Below are 13,099 nucleotides of genomic sequence, written 5' to 3'. Positions count from 1 at the left end.
TTGCACTGGATGTGCTGATTCCTCGACTAGCCGCCACCGGCGGTTCACTCGCCGTCGTCGCGACGGTGGCCATGGTCGGCCTGCTCGACCTGACCGTCGGCCCGCTGCGCCGCACGATCAGCGAGTACGCGCTGGGTGACTACCGTCCCGTCTTCGACGTCGCCGTGCTGCTCCTGGCCGCGGGCTCACTCGCGATCCTCGTCGCGCTCGTCCACAAGGGACTGGCGAGATGGCGTTCAGGCGGGTCGATCGCGTTGATCCTGTGGTCGGTCGGGTTGCTGCTCGTCGTGGCGTTCCCGAAGACGAACTGGGCGATGGGCACCAACGAGATCAGCGGCAGCATCCACCGGTTCGGCAGCATGATCGCCTTCGTCAGCCTGCCGATCGCCGTCATCCTGCTGGCGCGGCCGTGGCTGAAGGATCACGTGTGGGGACGACACGCCAGGTGGACGATGGTGTCCGGTGTGGTGAGCGTTGTCGCTTTCATGCCGATCCTCTACGCCATTGCGATGGGCGTGGCCTCCGACGTTCGGTGGTGGCGCGTGTTCCCGTTGGGCTACATCGAGAGGATCTTGCTGATCGCCGAGGTGGGCGCCGTGCTCGTCGTCGGGCTGTGGGCGATCGCGGCAAGTAGGGTTGCGCCATGGCGAGTTGGGGAGACCTCGCGGATTACATCCGCGCCGAGTACGACGTCATCCACGACGAGGACGAGGAGCTGAGAGTCCTCTTCACCTTCGGGGATGAAGAGGAGGACGACGATGACCGCACGCAGGTCGTGATCATCGTCCGGGAAGTGCTCGACAAGATGCACGAATGGGTGCAGATCGCCTCCCCGTGCGGCCTCGCGAAGGACGTGGACCTGCGCGCGGTGCTGGAGGAGGTCGGCAAGTCCACCGTCGCGTGCGGTCTCGCGATCATGGGGGAGCACGTCGTGGTGCGGCATTCGCTGCCGCTGTCGGACCTCGACATCCACGAGTTCACCGACCCGCTGCAGCTGCTCGCCGGCACGGCGGACACGCTCGAGGAACAGTTCTGGGGAGGGGACGGCTACTGATGTTCGACCTGACTCCCGCGGCCGACAGGCTGGCGGGACTGGTGCGCACCGTGCCGGACGGCGACCTCGAGGCGCCGACGCCGTGCCCGGACTACACGGTCGGCGACCTGCTCGACCACATCAACGGACTGAGCGTCGCGTTCACGATGGCGGCCTTGAAGACCCCGTTGGAGGGCACGGGTTCCGGCGACGCGGCTCGGCTGCCGGAGGACTTCCGCGAGTCGATTCCCGCGCGGCTGACCGAGCTGGCGCAGGCCTGGCGCTCCCCGTCGGCCTGGGAGGGCATGACCGCGGCGGGCGGCGTCGACCTGCCGGGCGAGGTCGCGGCCGCGGTGGCGCTGGACGAGATCGTGCTGCACGGCTGGGACCTGGCCCGCGCGACCGGGCAGGACTTCGACGTCGATCCGGACCTGCTTCAGGTGGTCTACGGGTTCGTGTCGTCGATCGGCCCGGACGACCGCGACGGCTCGCTCTTCGGAGCCGCGGTGGAGGTCGGCCCGGACGCGCCTCTTCTCGACCGTGTTGTGGGACTCAGTGGGCGGAATCCCGAGTGGAGCCTAGGTTAGGCTCTCCTAACGTGAGAGCGATTACGGTGCAGGTTCGGGCCGGCCTGGGCGTGGGACGCCTGGCCGCCGCGGTGGACTCCCTGGTGGAACTGCACCCCGAACTGTGCCGTTCCGGCTTCGCGCATCACGAGGTCGCGGACCCCGTCGCCGCCACCCCCGCGGCCCTCGCGGAGGCGGAGGCGGGGCTGGACCTGCGGGCGGGCGTCCTGATGCAGGCCGTGTGGCTCGACGCCGGACCCGCGCACTCCGGCCGGATGGTGCTGGTGCTGCACGACATCGTGGCCGACCGGCTGCCGCGGATCCTGCCGTGGCTGGTGCAGGCCTGGAAGCAACCGGCCTTCGTCAGCTGACGCCGAGCCCGCCGACGATCTCCACCTTCTGGCCGCTGAACTCCCCGGTCAGCATCGGCATGGCCTCGGCGATGGCGGCCTTGGTCTCGGGCAGCTGCAGCGAGTCCGCGTGGTGCTGCGCGGACTCCCAGATCTCGCTGACCCAGATCTTGTCCTCGTCCTCGGCATCGAGCCCGACCGCGTAAACCTGGCAGCCGGCCTCGCGGAGGCCGTCCTGCCCGCGGGTCAGGATCGCCACCACGTCGTCGCGGTGACCGGGCTTGGTCCTCATCGAGCCGATGTAGCCGAACGCCATGCGGCGGATCCTATTTCCGCTTGGCCACGAACACGAACTCGCGCCCCGGCCGGTCCGGTGCGTCGCGCACGTCCACGACCGCGAAGCCGCAGCGAACCAGGCTGTGCTCGACCTCGGCACGAGAGCGGAACCTCAGCTTCGACTCGGACGCGATCCGCGAGCCGTCCGGGAACCGGTACGTGTGGCGGAACGACACGAACGGCATGTTCACGCCGAGCAGTTCGAACTGCTCCCGCACCCCGCCCCGCACCCGCGGCGCGCTGCGCGCCCAGTCCTCCCACGCCCGCCGCAGCGGCCGCCGCGTCTCGAAGACCAGGTGCCCACCGGGCCGCAGGGCGCCGTGGATCCCGTGCAAGGTCGCTTCCCAGTCGTCACCGAGGAACACCTGCGCCACGTTCCCGGTCATCGTCGCGAGATCGACCTGCAACGAGGGCAGGGAAGTCGCGTCCCCGTGAATCCACGTCACCCGGGAGTCCTTGGCCCGCGCGATCTCCAGCGACGTGAGCGCCGGGTCCACCCCGACGACCGAACGCCCTGACGTGGCCAGCAACACCGCCAAAGAGCCCGTGCCGCATCCGACGTCGAGCACGGACCGTGCCGCGACCTCGTCCGCGATTCCCAGGTACAGGTCCAGGTCGTCGCGCGGCCCGTCGAAGGCGTCGTAGATCCGCGCCAGTCTCGGGTCGGCGAAAATCGCGTCAGGCATGCCACATCCTAGGTCCGGCGACGAAAGGTCTCAGCAGCCCGATCACGTCGTGATCCGGCCGCCCGTTCAGTTCTTCTTCCGCGACGCGGCGGGCGATCCCGGCCAGGAAGTCGGCCACCTGCACGCGTGCGTCGTGCTGCGAGTCCACCAGTGTGAGGCTTTTCAGCCGTGGTGCGAGCTTCTTGAGCTGCCGGATTCGCCCGTCGGTCAAAGACAGCTGCTGGTCGTGCACGATCGACACCGGCCCGTCCCACTGGGCGACGGCACGCAGGATCGCGGGGAACAGCGGATCCAGCGTCCCGCGCGGTCCACGAGCGCGCAGCAGGTCGTTGTAGAGCTCCAGCGGTCCTGAAACGCGACCGAACTCCGTCCGTACCCGCGAGGCCAGGAACCGCCGCTTGTCCACGAGCTGGACACGCGCCTTGCCGGCCAACGGCCCGGAAGGCCCGAGGAACCACAGCAACACCCACCGGTTCTTCTGCCGCAGCAGGTGGTTCGCCTTGTACTCCAGCGCGGGTGACTTGATCATAGATCGGAGCGAGGCGACGCAGTCAGCGGCCTCGTCCCGCGACATCCGCACCCCGGCGTGCGCGAAGACCGCCGTGACCCCGCCGACGAGCTTCTCGCCCTCGGATCCCGACTCGTCGCAGGCGATCTCCATCAGGACCAGTCATCGGTGATGTCCCGGACCGGTCCGGCAGGAAGCTGTGCTGATGTCACGGTGACAGTGGATCGCATCGCAGGTGAGCATGCCCGACCGGCCCGGTTCCGGTCGCGCGAATTTGTTGACAGGAGCAGTGGTCCAGTGCTGTGATTCACCACACAACTGATAGGAAACCTTCTTAACTAAAGCGCCGCCGCACCCTGCTGTTCCCCTCACACAGGAGGCACCTGTGGCCAGATCCCTGTTCCTGGTCTTACCAGCAGCGTTAGCGCTCGCAGTCCCGGCCGTCGCGGTCGCCGCCCCCACGCAGTACCAGGCGGAGAGCGCGTCGATCTCGAACGGCCTCGTGGAGTCCAACCACGCCGGCTTCACCGGCTCGGGCTTCGTCAACTACGACAACGAGGTCGGCAGCTCCGTCGAGTTCACCGTGAGCTCGCCGAGCGCGGGCCAGGCGACGCTCACGTTCCGGTTCGCCAACGGCACCACGGCCAACCGCCCGATGGACGTCTCGGTCAACGGCTCGCTGGCGGCGGACGAGCTGTCGTTCGCCGGCACGGGCGCGTGGACCACGTGGCAGACCCGCACCACCACGGTGAACCTCAACGCGGGCACCAACACGATCAAGACGGTGGCGACCACCTCCAACGGCGGCCCGAACCTCGACAGGCTCGACGTCGAACCGCCGTCGGGCCCGCCGGACACCGTCGCGCCCTCGACGCCGGGCAACCTGCGCTCCACGGCGCAGACGTCGTCGTCGATCACGCTGGCATGGGACGCGTCCACGGACAACGTGGGCGTGACCGGGTACGTGCTGTCCAACGGTCAGACCGCGACTGGCACCACGCACACCGTCACCGGCCTCACGCCGGACACCTCGTACACCTTCACCGTGCAGGCGCGTGACGCGGCAGGGAACCTGTCCGGCGCGTCGAACTCCGTCACGGTGAAGACCACACCGGGCACCCCCGGCGGCACCAGGCCGCACGACATCAACGGTCTGCTGCGCGTGTGCGGTGTGCAGCTGTGCAACCAGTACGGCAAGCCGATCCAGTTGCGCGGCATGAGCACGCACGGCATCCAGTGGTACCACCAGTGCGCCAAGGCGGCGTGGTGGGACGCGTTGGTGAACGACTGGAACGCGGACTTCATCCGCGTCGCCATGTACATCCAGGAGGGCGGTTACGAGACCAACCCCCGCAAGTTCACCGACATGATGCACGGCTACATCGAGGAAGCCACGCGTCGCGGCATCTACGTCCTCGTGGACTGGCACCAGCTCTCGCCTGGCGACCCGAACTACAACCTGTCCCGCGCCAAGACGTTCTTCACCGAGATCGCCCAGCGGCACAAGGACAAGACCAACATCATCTACGACATCGCGAACGAGCCGAACGGCACGTCGTGGGCGAGGGTCAAGTCCTACGCCGAGCAGATGATCCCGGTCATCCGCAACATCGACCCTGACAGCCTCATCGTCTCGGGCACGCACGGCTGGTCGACGTTCGGCCACTCCGACGGCGAGGACCCGTCGGTGGTGCTGAACAACAAGGTCAACGCGACGAACTTCATGTACTCGTTCCACTTCTACGCGGCCTCGCACAAGGACGCCTACCTCAGCGTCCTCAACCGCGTCTCCAGCGAGGTCCCGGTGTTCGTGACCGAGTTCGGCACGCAGACCTCGTCCGGTGGTGGCGGCAACGACTTCACCATGTCGCAGCGCTACCTGGACCTGATGGCGCAGAAGAAGATCTCCTGGGCCAACTGGAACTACTCCGACGACGGTCTGTCGGGCGCGGTCTTCAAGACCGGCACGTGCGCGGGCAACACGTTCGCGGGAACCGGTGTGCTGAAGCCTGCCGGTGTCTGGGTGCGTGAGCGCATCCGCACACCGGACAACTTCCCGACCGGCTGACCACTGTGAGCCGCTGGCCTGGCCCTCGGGTCAGGTCAGCGGCCAGGTGTGCACCGGCTCGTTGGCGTGCATCAGTTCTACATAGGACCGGAGCATGGTGCGAAGCGCGTCGGCCCGGTCCAGATGCGTGTGGTCGTAGTGGCGGTGGAACTCCCTCGCCTGCCACGACGCTCCGTTGACCCCGGCGAGGCAGCGCTGCTCGATCACCCCGAGCAGCCTGTCCCGCTCTGCCGAGTCGACGCCCCACCGGATCAGCCCCTCGTGAGCCAGGGGGAGAAGCCTGCGCAGCACCAGCTCGATGACGGGCACGGTACCCACGCCGGGCCAGTACATCTGCGCGTCCATGCCGTTGCGGGAGGCGGCGTTGAAGTTCTCCTCCGCGGCCTGGAAGCTCATCTGCGACCACAGTGGACGCTCGTCCTCCGCCAGCGCCCGCACCAGGCCGAAATACAGCGCGGCGTTCGCGAGCGTGTCGACGATCGTCGGTCCCGCCGGCAGCACCCGGTTCTCGACGCGGAGGTGCGGCCGGTCGCGCACCACGTCGTACACCGGGCGGTTCCAGCGGTAGATGGTGCCGTTGTGCAGCTTGAGCTCGCTCAACGTGGGCGTGTCGCCCTTGTCGAGCACGGTGAGCGGGTCCTCCTCGTCGCAGATGGGCAGCAACGCGGGGAAGTAGCGGACGTTCTCCTCGAACAGATCGAAGATCGAGTTGATCCACCGCTCGCCGAACCACACGCGCGGCCGCACGCCCTGGGCCTTCAGCTCGTCGCCGCGGGTGTCGGTGGCCTGCTGGAACAGCGCGATCCTGGTCTCGCGCCACAGCTCCTTGCCGAGGAAGAACGGCGAGTTCGCTCCCACCGCCACCTGCACGCCCGCGATGGCCTGGGCGGCGTTCCAGTAGGCGGGGAACTGCTCGGGGCTCACCTGCAGGTGCAGCTGCGTGCTGGTGCAGGCGGCCTCGGGGACGATCGAGCTGGCCGTGAGGTGCAGGCGCTCGACGCCGTCGATGGAGATCTGCAGGTCCTCGCCGCGCGCGGCCAGCACCTGCTCGTTGAGCAGCGCGTAGCGCGGGTTGCTGGAGAGCAGGTCGGGAGCGATGTGTTTGGAGCGCAGGGTCGGCAGGATGCCGTTGATGACCATGTGCGCGCCGACCTCGCGGGCCTTCTCCTCCGCGGAGTTGAGGCTGCGGCGGACGGTCTCCTCGAACGCGGTGATGCCGCCGCCGGCGAGCCGGCGCGGGGCCACGTTGATCTCGATGTTCCACTGGCCGAGCTCGGTCACGAAGTCAGGGTCGTCGATGACCTGGAGCGCCTCGTGGTTCTTCATCGCCGGGTCGCCCTGCTCGTCGATGAGGTTGATCTCGATCTCCAGGCCGGTCATCGGCCTTTCGAAGTCGAACCGCGCCTCACGCAGCATCCTGGCGAACACGTCGAGGCATCGCCGCACCTTGGTGCGGTACCGCGTGCGGTCCTCGCGCGTGAACTCGTGCCTCGCGACGTCCTCGCCCATGGTGGCCTCCCGGCGGTCGAGGGTTCACCCACCACTGTGCACCATGGTTGATCAATCCGACACCCGTGTGTCAGGTTCTGGAACGCCGAACAGGCACGGCGATGGCGGTGAGCAGGACGTCGCCCTGCACCAGCCAGCGGCCGTGGAACCCGGCGATCGGGGTGTCGGGCAGCAGGATGCGCGAGTGGAAGGTGCCGTCGGCGTTGAGCGTGATGTCGGCGTCCTCGAAGCCTAGCCAGCGCCGGGTCACCGGGTACCACGCCTTGTAGGTGGACTCCTTGGCGCTGAACAGCAGCCGGTCCCAGCAGATCTTCGGGTCGTCGACCTTCAGACCCGGCATTCTCCGCAGCTCAGCCGGAATCGCGATGGCCTCCAGCACGCCCTTCGGTGCGGCGGCGTGCGGTTCGGCGTCGATGCCGATGGTCTGGAAGTCGGTCGTCCGCGCCAGTGCCGCGGCCCGGTAGCCGGAGCAGTGCGTCAGGCTGCCGACGATGCCGTCCGGCCACAGCGGCTCGCGCTTGGGGCCTGGCAGGATCGCGGCGGGTTCCACGCCGAGGTGTCGCATCGCGTCGCGGGCGCACGCGCGGGCCGTGCCGAACTCGAACCGCCGCTTGGGCACGGCGTTGCCCAGCAGCGCCTCCTCCTCGGGGAAGAGCTCGACCGGCTGCTCGTCGTCGTACCGCTCCACCGCCGCGATGGGCGGGGGAAGAAGCTGTTCCAGCACTTATGACTCCCGCAGCACGTCGTGCAGCTTCACCCTGGTGGTGCCGCGTGGTTTCCACTCGCGCGGGTAGCCGAGCGAGACCTCGTCGAAGCGCACGCCGTCGTAGTGCGTCGTGCGGGGGATGTGCAGGTGGCCGTAGACCATCTCGACGGCGTTGAACCGTTTGTGCCAGTCGGCGGTCAGCGTCGTGCCGCACCAGAGCGCGAACTCCGGATAGCGCAGCACGAACGTGGGGTCGCGCACGAGCGGATAGTGGTTGATCAGCACGGTCGGGCCGTCGACGGCTTCGAGGCGCTCTTCTGTCTCCTGGACGCGGGCCTGGCACCACGCCTCGCGGGACGGGTACGGGTCGGGGTGCAGGAAGTACTCGTCCGTGCACACGACGCCCGCCTCGTGGGCGATGGCGAGGGCCGACTTCACGTCCGTGGCGCCATGCGGCCGAAAGGAGTAGTCGTAGCCGAGGAACAGTGGACAGACAGTGACCGGTCCTCGTTCGCCGTCGAAGACGACGTAAGGGTCCTCCGGCGTGATCACGCCGAGGCTGCGGCACAGCTCCACGAGCTGCTTGTAGCGCATCTCGCCGCGGGACTGGTTCTCGTCGTCCTTGGTGGTCCAGAGCTCGTGGTTGCCCGGCGCCCAGATCACCTTCCCGAACTTCTGGCTGAGCTTCCCGAGGGTCCACTCGATGTCGGCGAACTTCTCGCCGATGTCCCCGGCGACGATCAGCCAGTCACTCGCGTCCGGTGCGGCGATCGCCTCCACAACCTGGCGGTTGTCCTGGTAGGAGACGTGCAGGTCGCTGGTGGCCCAAAGCTTCACAGTTCGAACGGTATCTCTGGCGTCAACGACCGGATCATTACCGACAGGTGGGGCGTGGCTAGCGCCACCCGGTCGTGGGATGAGTGCCACGACCGGTTATCCGTTCGTCGCAGACAGTGCGCCACTCGTCTCAACAGGGTAAGCCGCGTATCGCCGTCGCACGCCCGCTCATCGCCTTTTATGGCCTACCTACTTACCTGTTTTCTGGCGTCCTTCCTACTGTGAGCGCTGTCACCTGACGGAAAAGTCCTGGCGGAGGACCACACCATGACCGACTCACAGTTCGCACGTACCCCGGACCCGCGACTCGCGCGGCAGGTCCCGCCCCGTCAAGTGCCCCAGCGGCCCGTCCCCCCACGTCAGGGCCAGGTCCCCGTGCGCTACGGCCAGCCGGTCGACCCGCGCCTGCAGGCCAACCCCTCGTTCCGCCGCACCGTCGGCGCCGAGATCACGCGTCACGCCCAGCAGCATTCGGCCTACGCCGTTCCTCAGCGCCGCACCACGGCCGAGGACACCGCACTGGCCACGCTGCTCCGCTCCCGTCAGCGCGCCGAGTCCGCCCGCCAGGACACGCGGCCCGCCGACGCCGCGCCGCGCCAGGACTCCTGGATGCGCTCCTCGACGTGGCCGGAGCACAGCGGTGAGCCCGGTCGCGGTGACGTCATCGAACAGCTCTCGTCCCGCCTGGTCAGCCCCAACCTGTGGGCCGTCGTCGAGCCGCTGATCCCGCCGGCCAAGGTGCGCCGCCAGGGTGGTGGCCGTGGCCGGGTGTGCAGCCGTTCCGTGTTCACGGCGATCGTGTTCGTGCTGTCTTCCGGTTGTGCCTGGCGGCACCTGCCGGCCTCGTTCGGCGTGACCGTGCCCACCGTGCACCGGCGGTTCCAGGAGTGGACCGACCTGGGGCTGTGGGTTCGTCTTCGCCGGGCAGTGGCCGAGGGTGCCTGCGGCGCCGACGAGATCGACTGGATCCGCGCGGTGCTGGACGCGGCGGACCGTCGTGCCGCGAAGGCCGCCAGCTGATCTCCCGACTTGCGCCGGGGTCACCCTGAACAAGGGTGGCCCCGGCGCTTTTTGACCGTTCATCGCACGAACGACCGCTCATCGCACTCACATGTCGTTGATGCCCGCGTGGTACTTCGGCACCCGCACGGTGATCTTCGTGCCCAGCCCGCACGCCGTCTCCACCACGAGCCCGTACTCGTCCCCGTAGACGCGGCGCAGCCGCTCGTCGATGTTCCCGAGCCCGATGCCGGCCGACTCGTCGACCTGACCGGCGAGCGTGCGGCGGAGTTTCTCCGGATCCATCCCGATGCCGTCGTCCTCGATGATGATCTGTGCTTCGGCGCCGCTGTCGTTGGCGTAGATCTGGATGTGGCCGGGCTCGACCTTGCCCTCCATCCCGTGCCGGACGGCGTTCTCCACCAACGGCTGCAAGCACAGGAACGGCACGGTCACCGGCAACACCTCGGGCGCGACCTGCAGCGTCACCTTCAGCCGCTCCCCGAACCGCGCCCGTTCCAGGGCCAGGTACTGGTCGATCGACCGCAGCTCCTCGGCCAGCGTCGTGAAGTCGCCGTGGCGCCGGAACGAGTACCGGGTGAAGTCCGCGAAGTCCAGCAGCAACGTCCGCGCGCGCTCAGGGTTCGTCCGCACGTAGGAAGCGATGGCGGACAACGAGTTGTAGATGAAGTGCGGCGAGATCTGCGCGCGCAGCGCACGCACCTCGGCCTCCACCAGCCGGGTCCGCGACCGGTCCAGCTCTGCCAGCTCCAGCTGACCGGCCGCCCACCGCGCCACCTGGTTCGTCGCGCGCACCAGACCGGCCGACGCCTCGCGCGAGTAGGCCGCCAGGGTTCCGACCACGCGGCCTTCCACGGTCAATGGTGCGACTACAGCGCAGTTGATCGGGCAGTTCGGTTCGGTGCAGCCGATGTCGAACGCCTGGGTGCGCCCGGTGAGGAACACGTCCTCGGCCTGGGCCATGGCCTCCGCCGCGTGGTGCTCGGAAACCCCTTCCCACGCAACGACTTCCGTCTCGTCGGTCAGCGCCAGAGCAGGCGTGTCCAACAGGGTCCGCAGATGCCGGGCGGACTTCTTCGCGGCGTCGGGCACGAGACCGGCGCGCAGAGGCGGCGCCGCGGACCAGGCGGTGTGCAGTGTCTCGTAGGTGACGCGCTGGGCCTCGGTCGAGAGCGACTGCTTGTTGCGGGTGCCGCGCCACAGCACGAGCACCGCGGCTCCACCGACGATCAGGATCGCCGCGGCGGTGAGGAAGTCCTGCATTCTCGCGTCACCTTCTAGCTTCGCTCGTCGCCCGTGGCCGGGCTGGAGCTGTCCAACCCGAGGTTCTCGGGTGCGTGGAGCTTGACCATCGTGCGCTGCACGCCCGGTGGCACGTGCCGCTGGGTGAGCAGGGAGACGACGTACATGACCGTGAAGCCGAGCGGCACCGTCCACGCGGCAGGTCGCGAGAGCAGCACCTCGTACCAGGAGTCTCCGGTGTCGGTGAACATCGTGACGAGGCCGGCGGTCAGCGCGGGCACGCCGCCCGCGAGCATGCCCGCCACGGCACCGACCGTCGTGATCCGCGGCGACCAGATTCCCAGCAGCAGCAAGGGACACAGCGAAGAAGCCGCCACCGCGAACGCGAGGCCGACCATGTCCGCGACCGGCATGCCCGTCGACACGAACGTCATCGCGAGCGGCACGATGCCCGCGAGCACCGTGGAGATCCGGAACCCGCGCACCCCGCCGAGTCTCAGCACGTCCTGCGACAGCACACCGGCCAGTGACACGACCAGGCCGGAGGACGTCGACAGGAACGCCGCGAAAGCACCACCGGCCACCAGCGCGCCGAGCAGCTGGCCGCCGATGCCCTCGATCATCCGCGTCGGCAGCACGAGCACCACGGCATCGGTCTGCCCTGTCATCAGCAACTCGGGCGTGTAGAGCCGGCCGAGAGCGCCGTACATCGGCGGCATCAGGTAGAAGACGGACAACAACCCGAGCACGATCAACGTCGTGCGGCGCGCGGCCGTGCCGTTCGGGTTGGTGTAGAAGCGCACGATCACGTGCGGCAGGCCCATGGTCCCGAGGAACGTCGCGATGATGAGCGAATAGGCCCCGTACAACGGGAAGTCCGCGCCGCTGGACATCGGCAGCGCCCACGACTCGTTGGTGTTGTGCGCCATTGAGGACAGATGCGGTACGGCGGCGCCTTCGGGGAACGTGAACTTCGAGCCCTGCCCGATGCGGTGGTCGCCGTCGGTCAGCACGTGGCCCGCGTTTTCGATGCGCAGTCCGTCGACCTCGCCGCTGCCCTTGATGAAGATGGACCGCTCGGCGTGGATCGAGGTCTGGTGGTTGAACACGACCTCGGTGTCCTGCCGGAACGTCGGAAAGTCCGGCTTGGTCAGCGAATCCGCGCCGTGCACCTGCCACACGGCGATCAGGAACACGATCGGCACGGTGATCGCGGTGAGCTTGAGCCAGTACTGGAACGCCTGCACGAACGTGATGCTGCGCATGCCGCCGGACATCACGTTCGCGGTCACGACCACCGTGACGATCAGCGCGCCCACCCAGTCCGGCGCGCCGGTCACGGTGTTCAGCGTCAGGCCGGCGCCTTCCAGCTGTGGCAACAGGTACAGCCAGCCGATCGCCAGCGCGAGAACCGACGCGACCGCGCGCACCACCCGTGAACGGAAGCGGGCCTCGGCGAAGTCCGGCAGCGTGTAGGCGCCCGAACGCCGCAGCGGCGCCGCGACCATGGTCAGCAGCACCAGGTATCCGGCGGTGTAGCCGACCGGGAACCACAGCATGTCCGGCCCGTAGGCGAAGATCAGTCCGGCGATGCCGACGAACGACGCCGCCGACAGGTACTCGCCGCCGATCGCGGAAGCGTTCCACCACGGGGAAACCGTGCGCGAGGCGACGTAGAAGTCAGACGTGGTGCGGGAAACGCGCAGTCCGTAGGTACCGATCAGGATCGTGCCCAGTGCGACGACCAGCACCGCCACGATGGCGTAACCACTCGTCATGGACGTTCGACCAGCTCCGCGAACTCGCGCTCACTGCGCTCGGCCTGCCGCACGTAGAACCAGCCGGCCAGCAGCAGCATCGGGAACGTCGCCACGCACAGCAGGAACCACGGCAGCCCGAGCCCGAGCACCCGGACCTTCCCGAGCTCCGGTTCGATCGCGAACAACAGCGGCAGCAGGCCGAGCGCCCCGCACGCCACCAGGCACACCGACAGGCCCAGCCGCCGTTGCGCCCGGATCAGCGTGCGCATGTAGACGGCGCCGAGCTCGCTCTGCTCGTTGATCTCCCGTGTCGCCCGAGTACGGGCGGCGCGCACGGGGTGCCCGCGTACGCGGGCTCGTCACCACCACGCGCTGGGCCGGCTTCGGCGCCGGCCTTTCGGGTGGTGGCGTCGTCACGACCCGAGCCCGTTCCTCGGTTGCGCGACACCGGCGGGCGTGGCCTGGCCCGGCACGGGTG

At 68.5% G+C, this 13,099-nt stretch carries 14 protein-coding genes and 1 pseudogene; 6 read left to right on the top strand and 9 right to left on the bottom strand.

Annotation, left to right across the window (positions count from 1 at the left end; all coding sequences use genetic code 11):
• Nucleotides 1–11 precede the first annotated feature (11 nt).
• Genes FXN61_RS27550 through FXN61_RS27535 form a run of 4 tightly spaced genes read left to right on the top strand, consistent with a single transcriptional unit; the run spans nucleotide 12 to nucleotide 1,970 of the window.
• On the top strand, nucleotides 12–719 hold the full coding sequence (locus tag FXN61_RS27550) for a DUF998 domain-containing protein (RefSeq protein ID WP_312878029.1): 708 nt from the start codon (nucleotides 12–14) through the stop codon (nucleotides 717–719).
• Entirely contained in the window at nucleotides 644–1,054 is a 411-nt protein-coding gene (locus tag FXN61_RS27545) for a type III secretion system chaperone family protein (protein ID WP_167976929.1), read from the top strand. Before FXN61_RS27550 ends, FXN61_RS27545 begins: the two co-directional genes overlap by 76 nt.
• Nucleotides 1,054–1,620, top strand: coding sequence for a TIGR03086 family metal-binding protein (locus tag FXN61_RS27540; RefSeq protein ID WP_167976928.1), 567 nt, complete (start codon nucleotides 1,054–1,056; stop codon nucleotides 1,618–1,620). The genes FXN61_RS27545 and FXN61_RS27540 overlap by 1 nt, the downstream gene beginning before the upstream one ends.
• A gap of 11 nt (nucleotides 1,621–1,631) precedes the next feature.
• On the top strand, nucleotides 1,632–1,970 hold the full coding sequence (locus FXN61_RS27535) for a condensation domain-containing protein (RefSeq protein WP_167976927.1): 339 nt from the start codon (nucleotides 1,632–1,634) through the stop codon (nucleotides 1,968–1,970).
• Here the strand turns inward: FXN61_RS27535 and FXN61_RS27530 are convergent.
• The 3 genes from FXN61_RS27530 to FXN61_RS27520 are packed head-to-tail and all read right to left on the bottom strand — an operon-like array spanning nucleotide 1,963 to nucleotide 3,632.
• The gene (locus FXN61_RS27530; RefSeq protein WP_167976926.1) at nucleotides 1,963–2,265 is read right to left on the bottom strand and encodes a putative quinol monooxygenase; all 303 of its coding nucleotides are present in this window, start codon (nucleotides 2,263–2,265) and stop codon (nucleotides 1,963–1,965) included. The genes FXN61_RS27535 and FXN61_RS27530 overlap by 8 nt on opposite strands.
• Before the next feature lie 10 nt (nucleotides 2,266–2,275).
• The gene (locus FXN61_RS27525; protein ID WP_167976925.1) at nucleotides 2,276–2,971 is read right to left on the bottom strand and encodes a class I SAM-dependent methyltransferase; all 696 of its coding nucleotides are present in this window, start codon (nucleotides 2,969–2,971) and stop codon (nucleotides 2,276–2,278) included.
• Nucleotides 2,964–3,632, bottom strand: a complete 669-nt coding sequence (locus FXN61_RS27520; RefSeq protein ID WP_167976924.1) for a DUF3800 domain-containing protein — start codon at nucleotides 3,630–3,632, stop codon at nucleotides 2,964–2,966. The genes FXN61_RS27525 and FXN61_RS27520 overlap by 8 nt, the downstream gene beginning before the upstream one ends.
• Before the next feature lie 232 nt (nucleotides 3,633–3,864).
• On the opposite strand from FXN61_RS27520, the gene FXN61_RS27515 reads away from it, so the two are divergent.
• Nucleotides 3,865–5,547: a cellulase family glycosylhydrolase gene (locus tag FXN61_RS27515; RefSeq protein ID WP_167976923.1), complete on the top strand. Its 1,683-nt coding sequence runs from the start codon at nucleotides 3,865–3,867 to the stop codon at nucleotides 5,545–5,547.
• Nucleotides 5,548–5,577: 30 nt separating this feature from the next.
• Here FXN61_RS27515 and FXN61_RS27510 read toward each other — a convergent pair whose 3' ends face one another.
• From FXN61_RS27510 to FXN61_RS27500, 3 genes are all read right to left on the bottom strand, one after another.
• Entirely contained in the window at nucleotides 5,578–7,056 is a 1,479-nt protein-coding gene (locus FXN61_RS27510) for a glutamate-cysteine ligase family protein (protein ID WP_167976922.1), read from the bottom strand.
• A 70-nt stretch (nucleotides 7,057–7,126) separates the two neighbouring features.
• The gene (locus FXN61_RS27505; RefSeq protein ID WP_167976921.1) at nucleotides 7,127–7,780 is read right to left on the bottom strand and encodes a 4'-phosphopantetheinyl transferase family protein; all 654 of its coding nucleotides are present in this window, start codon (nucleotides 7,778–7,780) and stop codon (nucleotides 7,127–7,129) included.
• Nucleotides 7,781–8,599: a metallophosphoesterase family protein gene (locus FXN61_RS27500; RefSeq protein ID WP_167976920.1), complete on the bottom strand. Its 819-nt coding sequence runs from the start codon at nucleotides 8,597–8,599 to the stop codon at nucleotides 7,781–7,783.
• A 609-nt stretch (nucleotides 8,600–9,208) separates the two neighbouring features.
• On the opposite strand from FXN61_RS27500, the pseudogene FXN61_RS52805 reads away from it, so the two are divergent.
• Nucleotides 9,209–9,616, top strand: a pseudogene (locus FXN61_RS52805) (transposase); the annotation flags it as partial.
• Nucleotides 9,617–9,706: 90 nt separating this feature from the next.
• On the opposite strand, the gene FXN61_RS27490 reads toward FXN61_RS52805, so the two are convergent.
• Genes FXN61_RS27490 through FXN61_RS27480 form a run of 3 tightly spaced genes read right to left on the bottom strand, consistent with a single transcriptional unit; the run spans nucleotide 9,707 to nucleotide 12,956 of the window.
• Entirely contained in the window at nucleotides 9,707–10,882 is a 1,176-nt protein-coding gene (locus FXN61_RS27490) for a histidine kinase (RefSeq protein ID WP_167976918.1), read from the bottom strand.
• 14 nt (nucleotides 10,883–10,896) lie between these two features.
• Nucleotides 10,897–12,639: a sodium/solute symporter gene (locus FXN61_RS27485; RefSeq protein ID WP_167976917.1), complete on the bottom strand. Its 1,743-nt coding sequence runs from the start codon at nucleotides 12,637–12,639 to the stop codon at nucleotides 10,897–10,899.
• On the bottom strand, nucleotides 12,636–12,956 hold the full coding sequence (locus tag FXN61_RS27480; protein ID WP_223165625.1) for a DUF485 domain-containing protein: 321 nt from the start codon (nucleotides 12,954–12,956) through the stop codon (nucleotides 12,636–12,638). Before FXN61_RS27480 ends, FXN61_RS27485 begins: the two co-directional genes overlap by 4 nt.
• Nucleotides 12,957–13,099 lie beyond the last annotated feature (143 nt).

Source organism: Lentzea indica (assembly GCF_012184385.1).
Lineage (GTDB): Bacteria > Actinomycetota > Actinomycetes > Mycobacteriales > Pseudonocardiaceae > Lentzea > Lentzea indica.
Note: the sequence above shows the minus strand (reverse complement) of the source record. Positions and strands in the feature narration are given on the sequence as shown.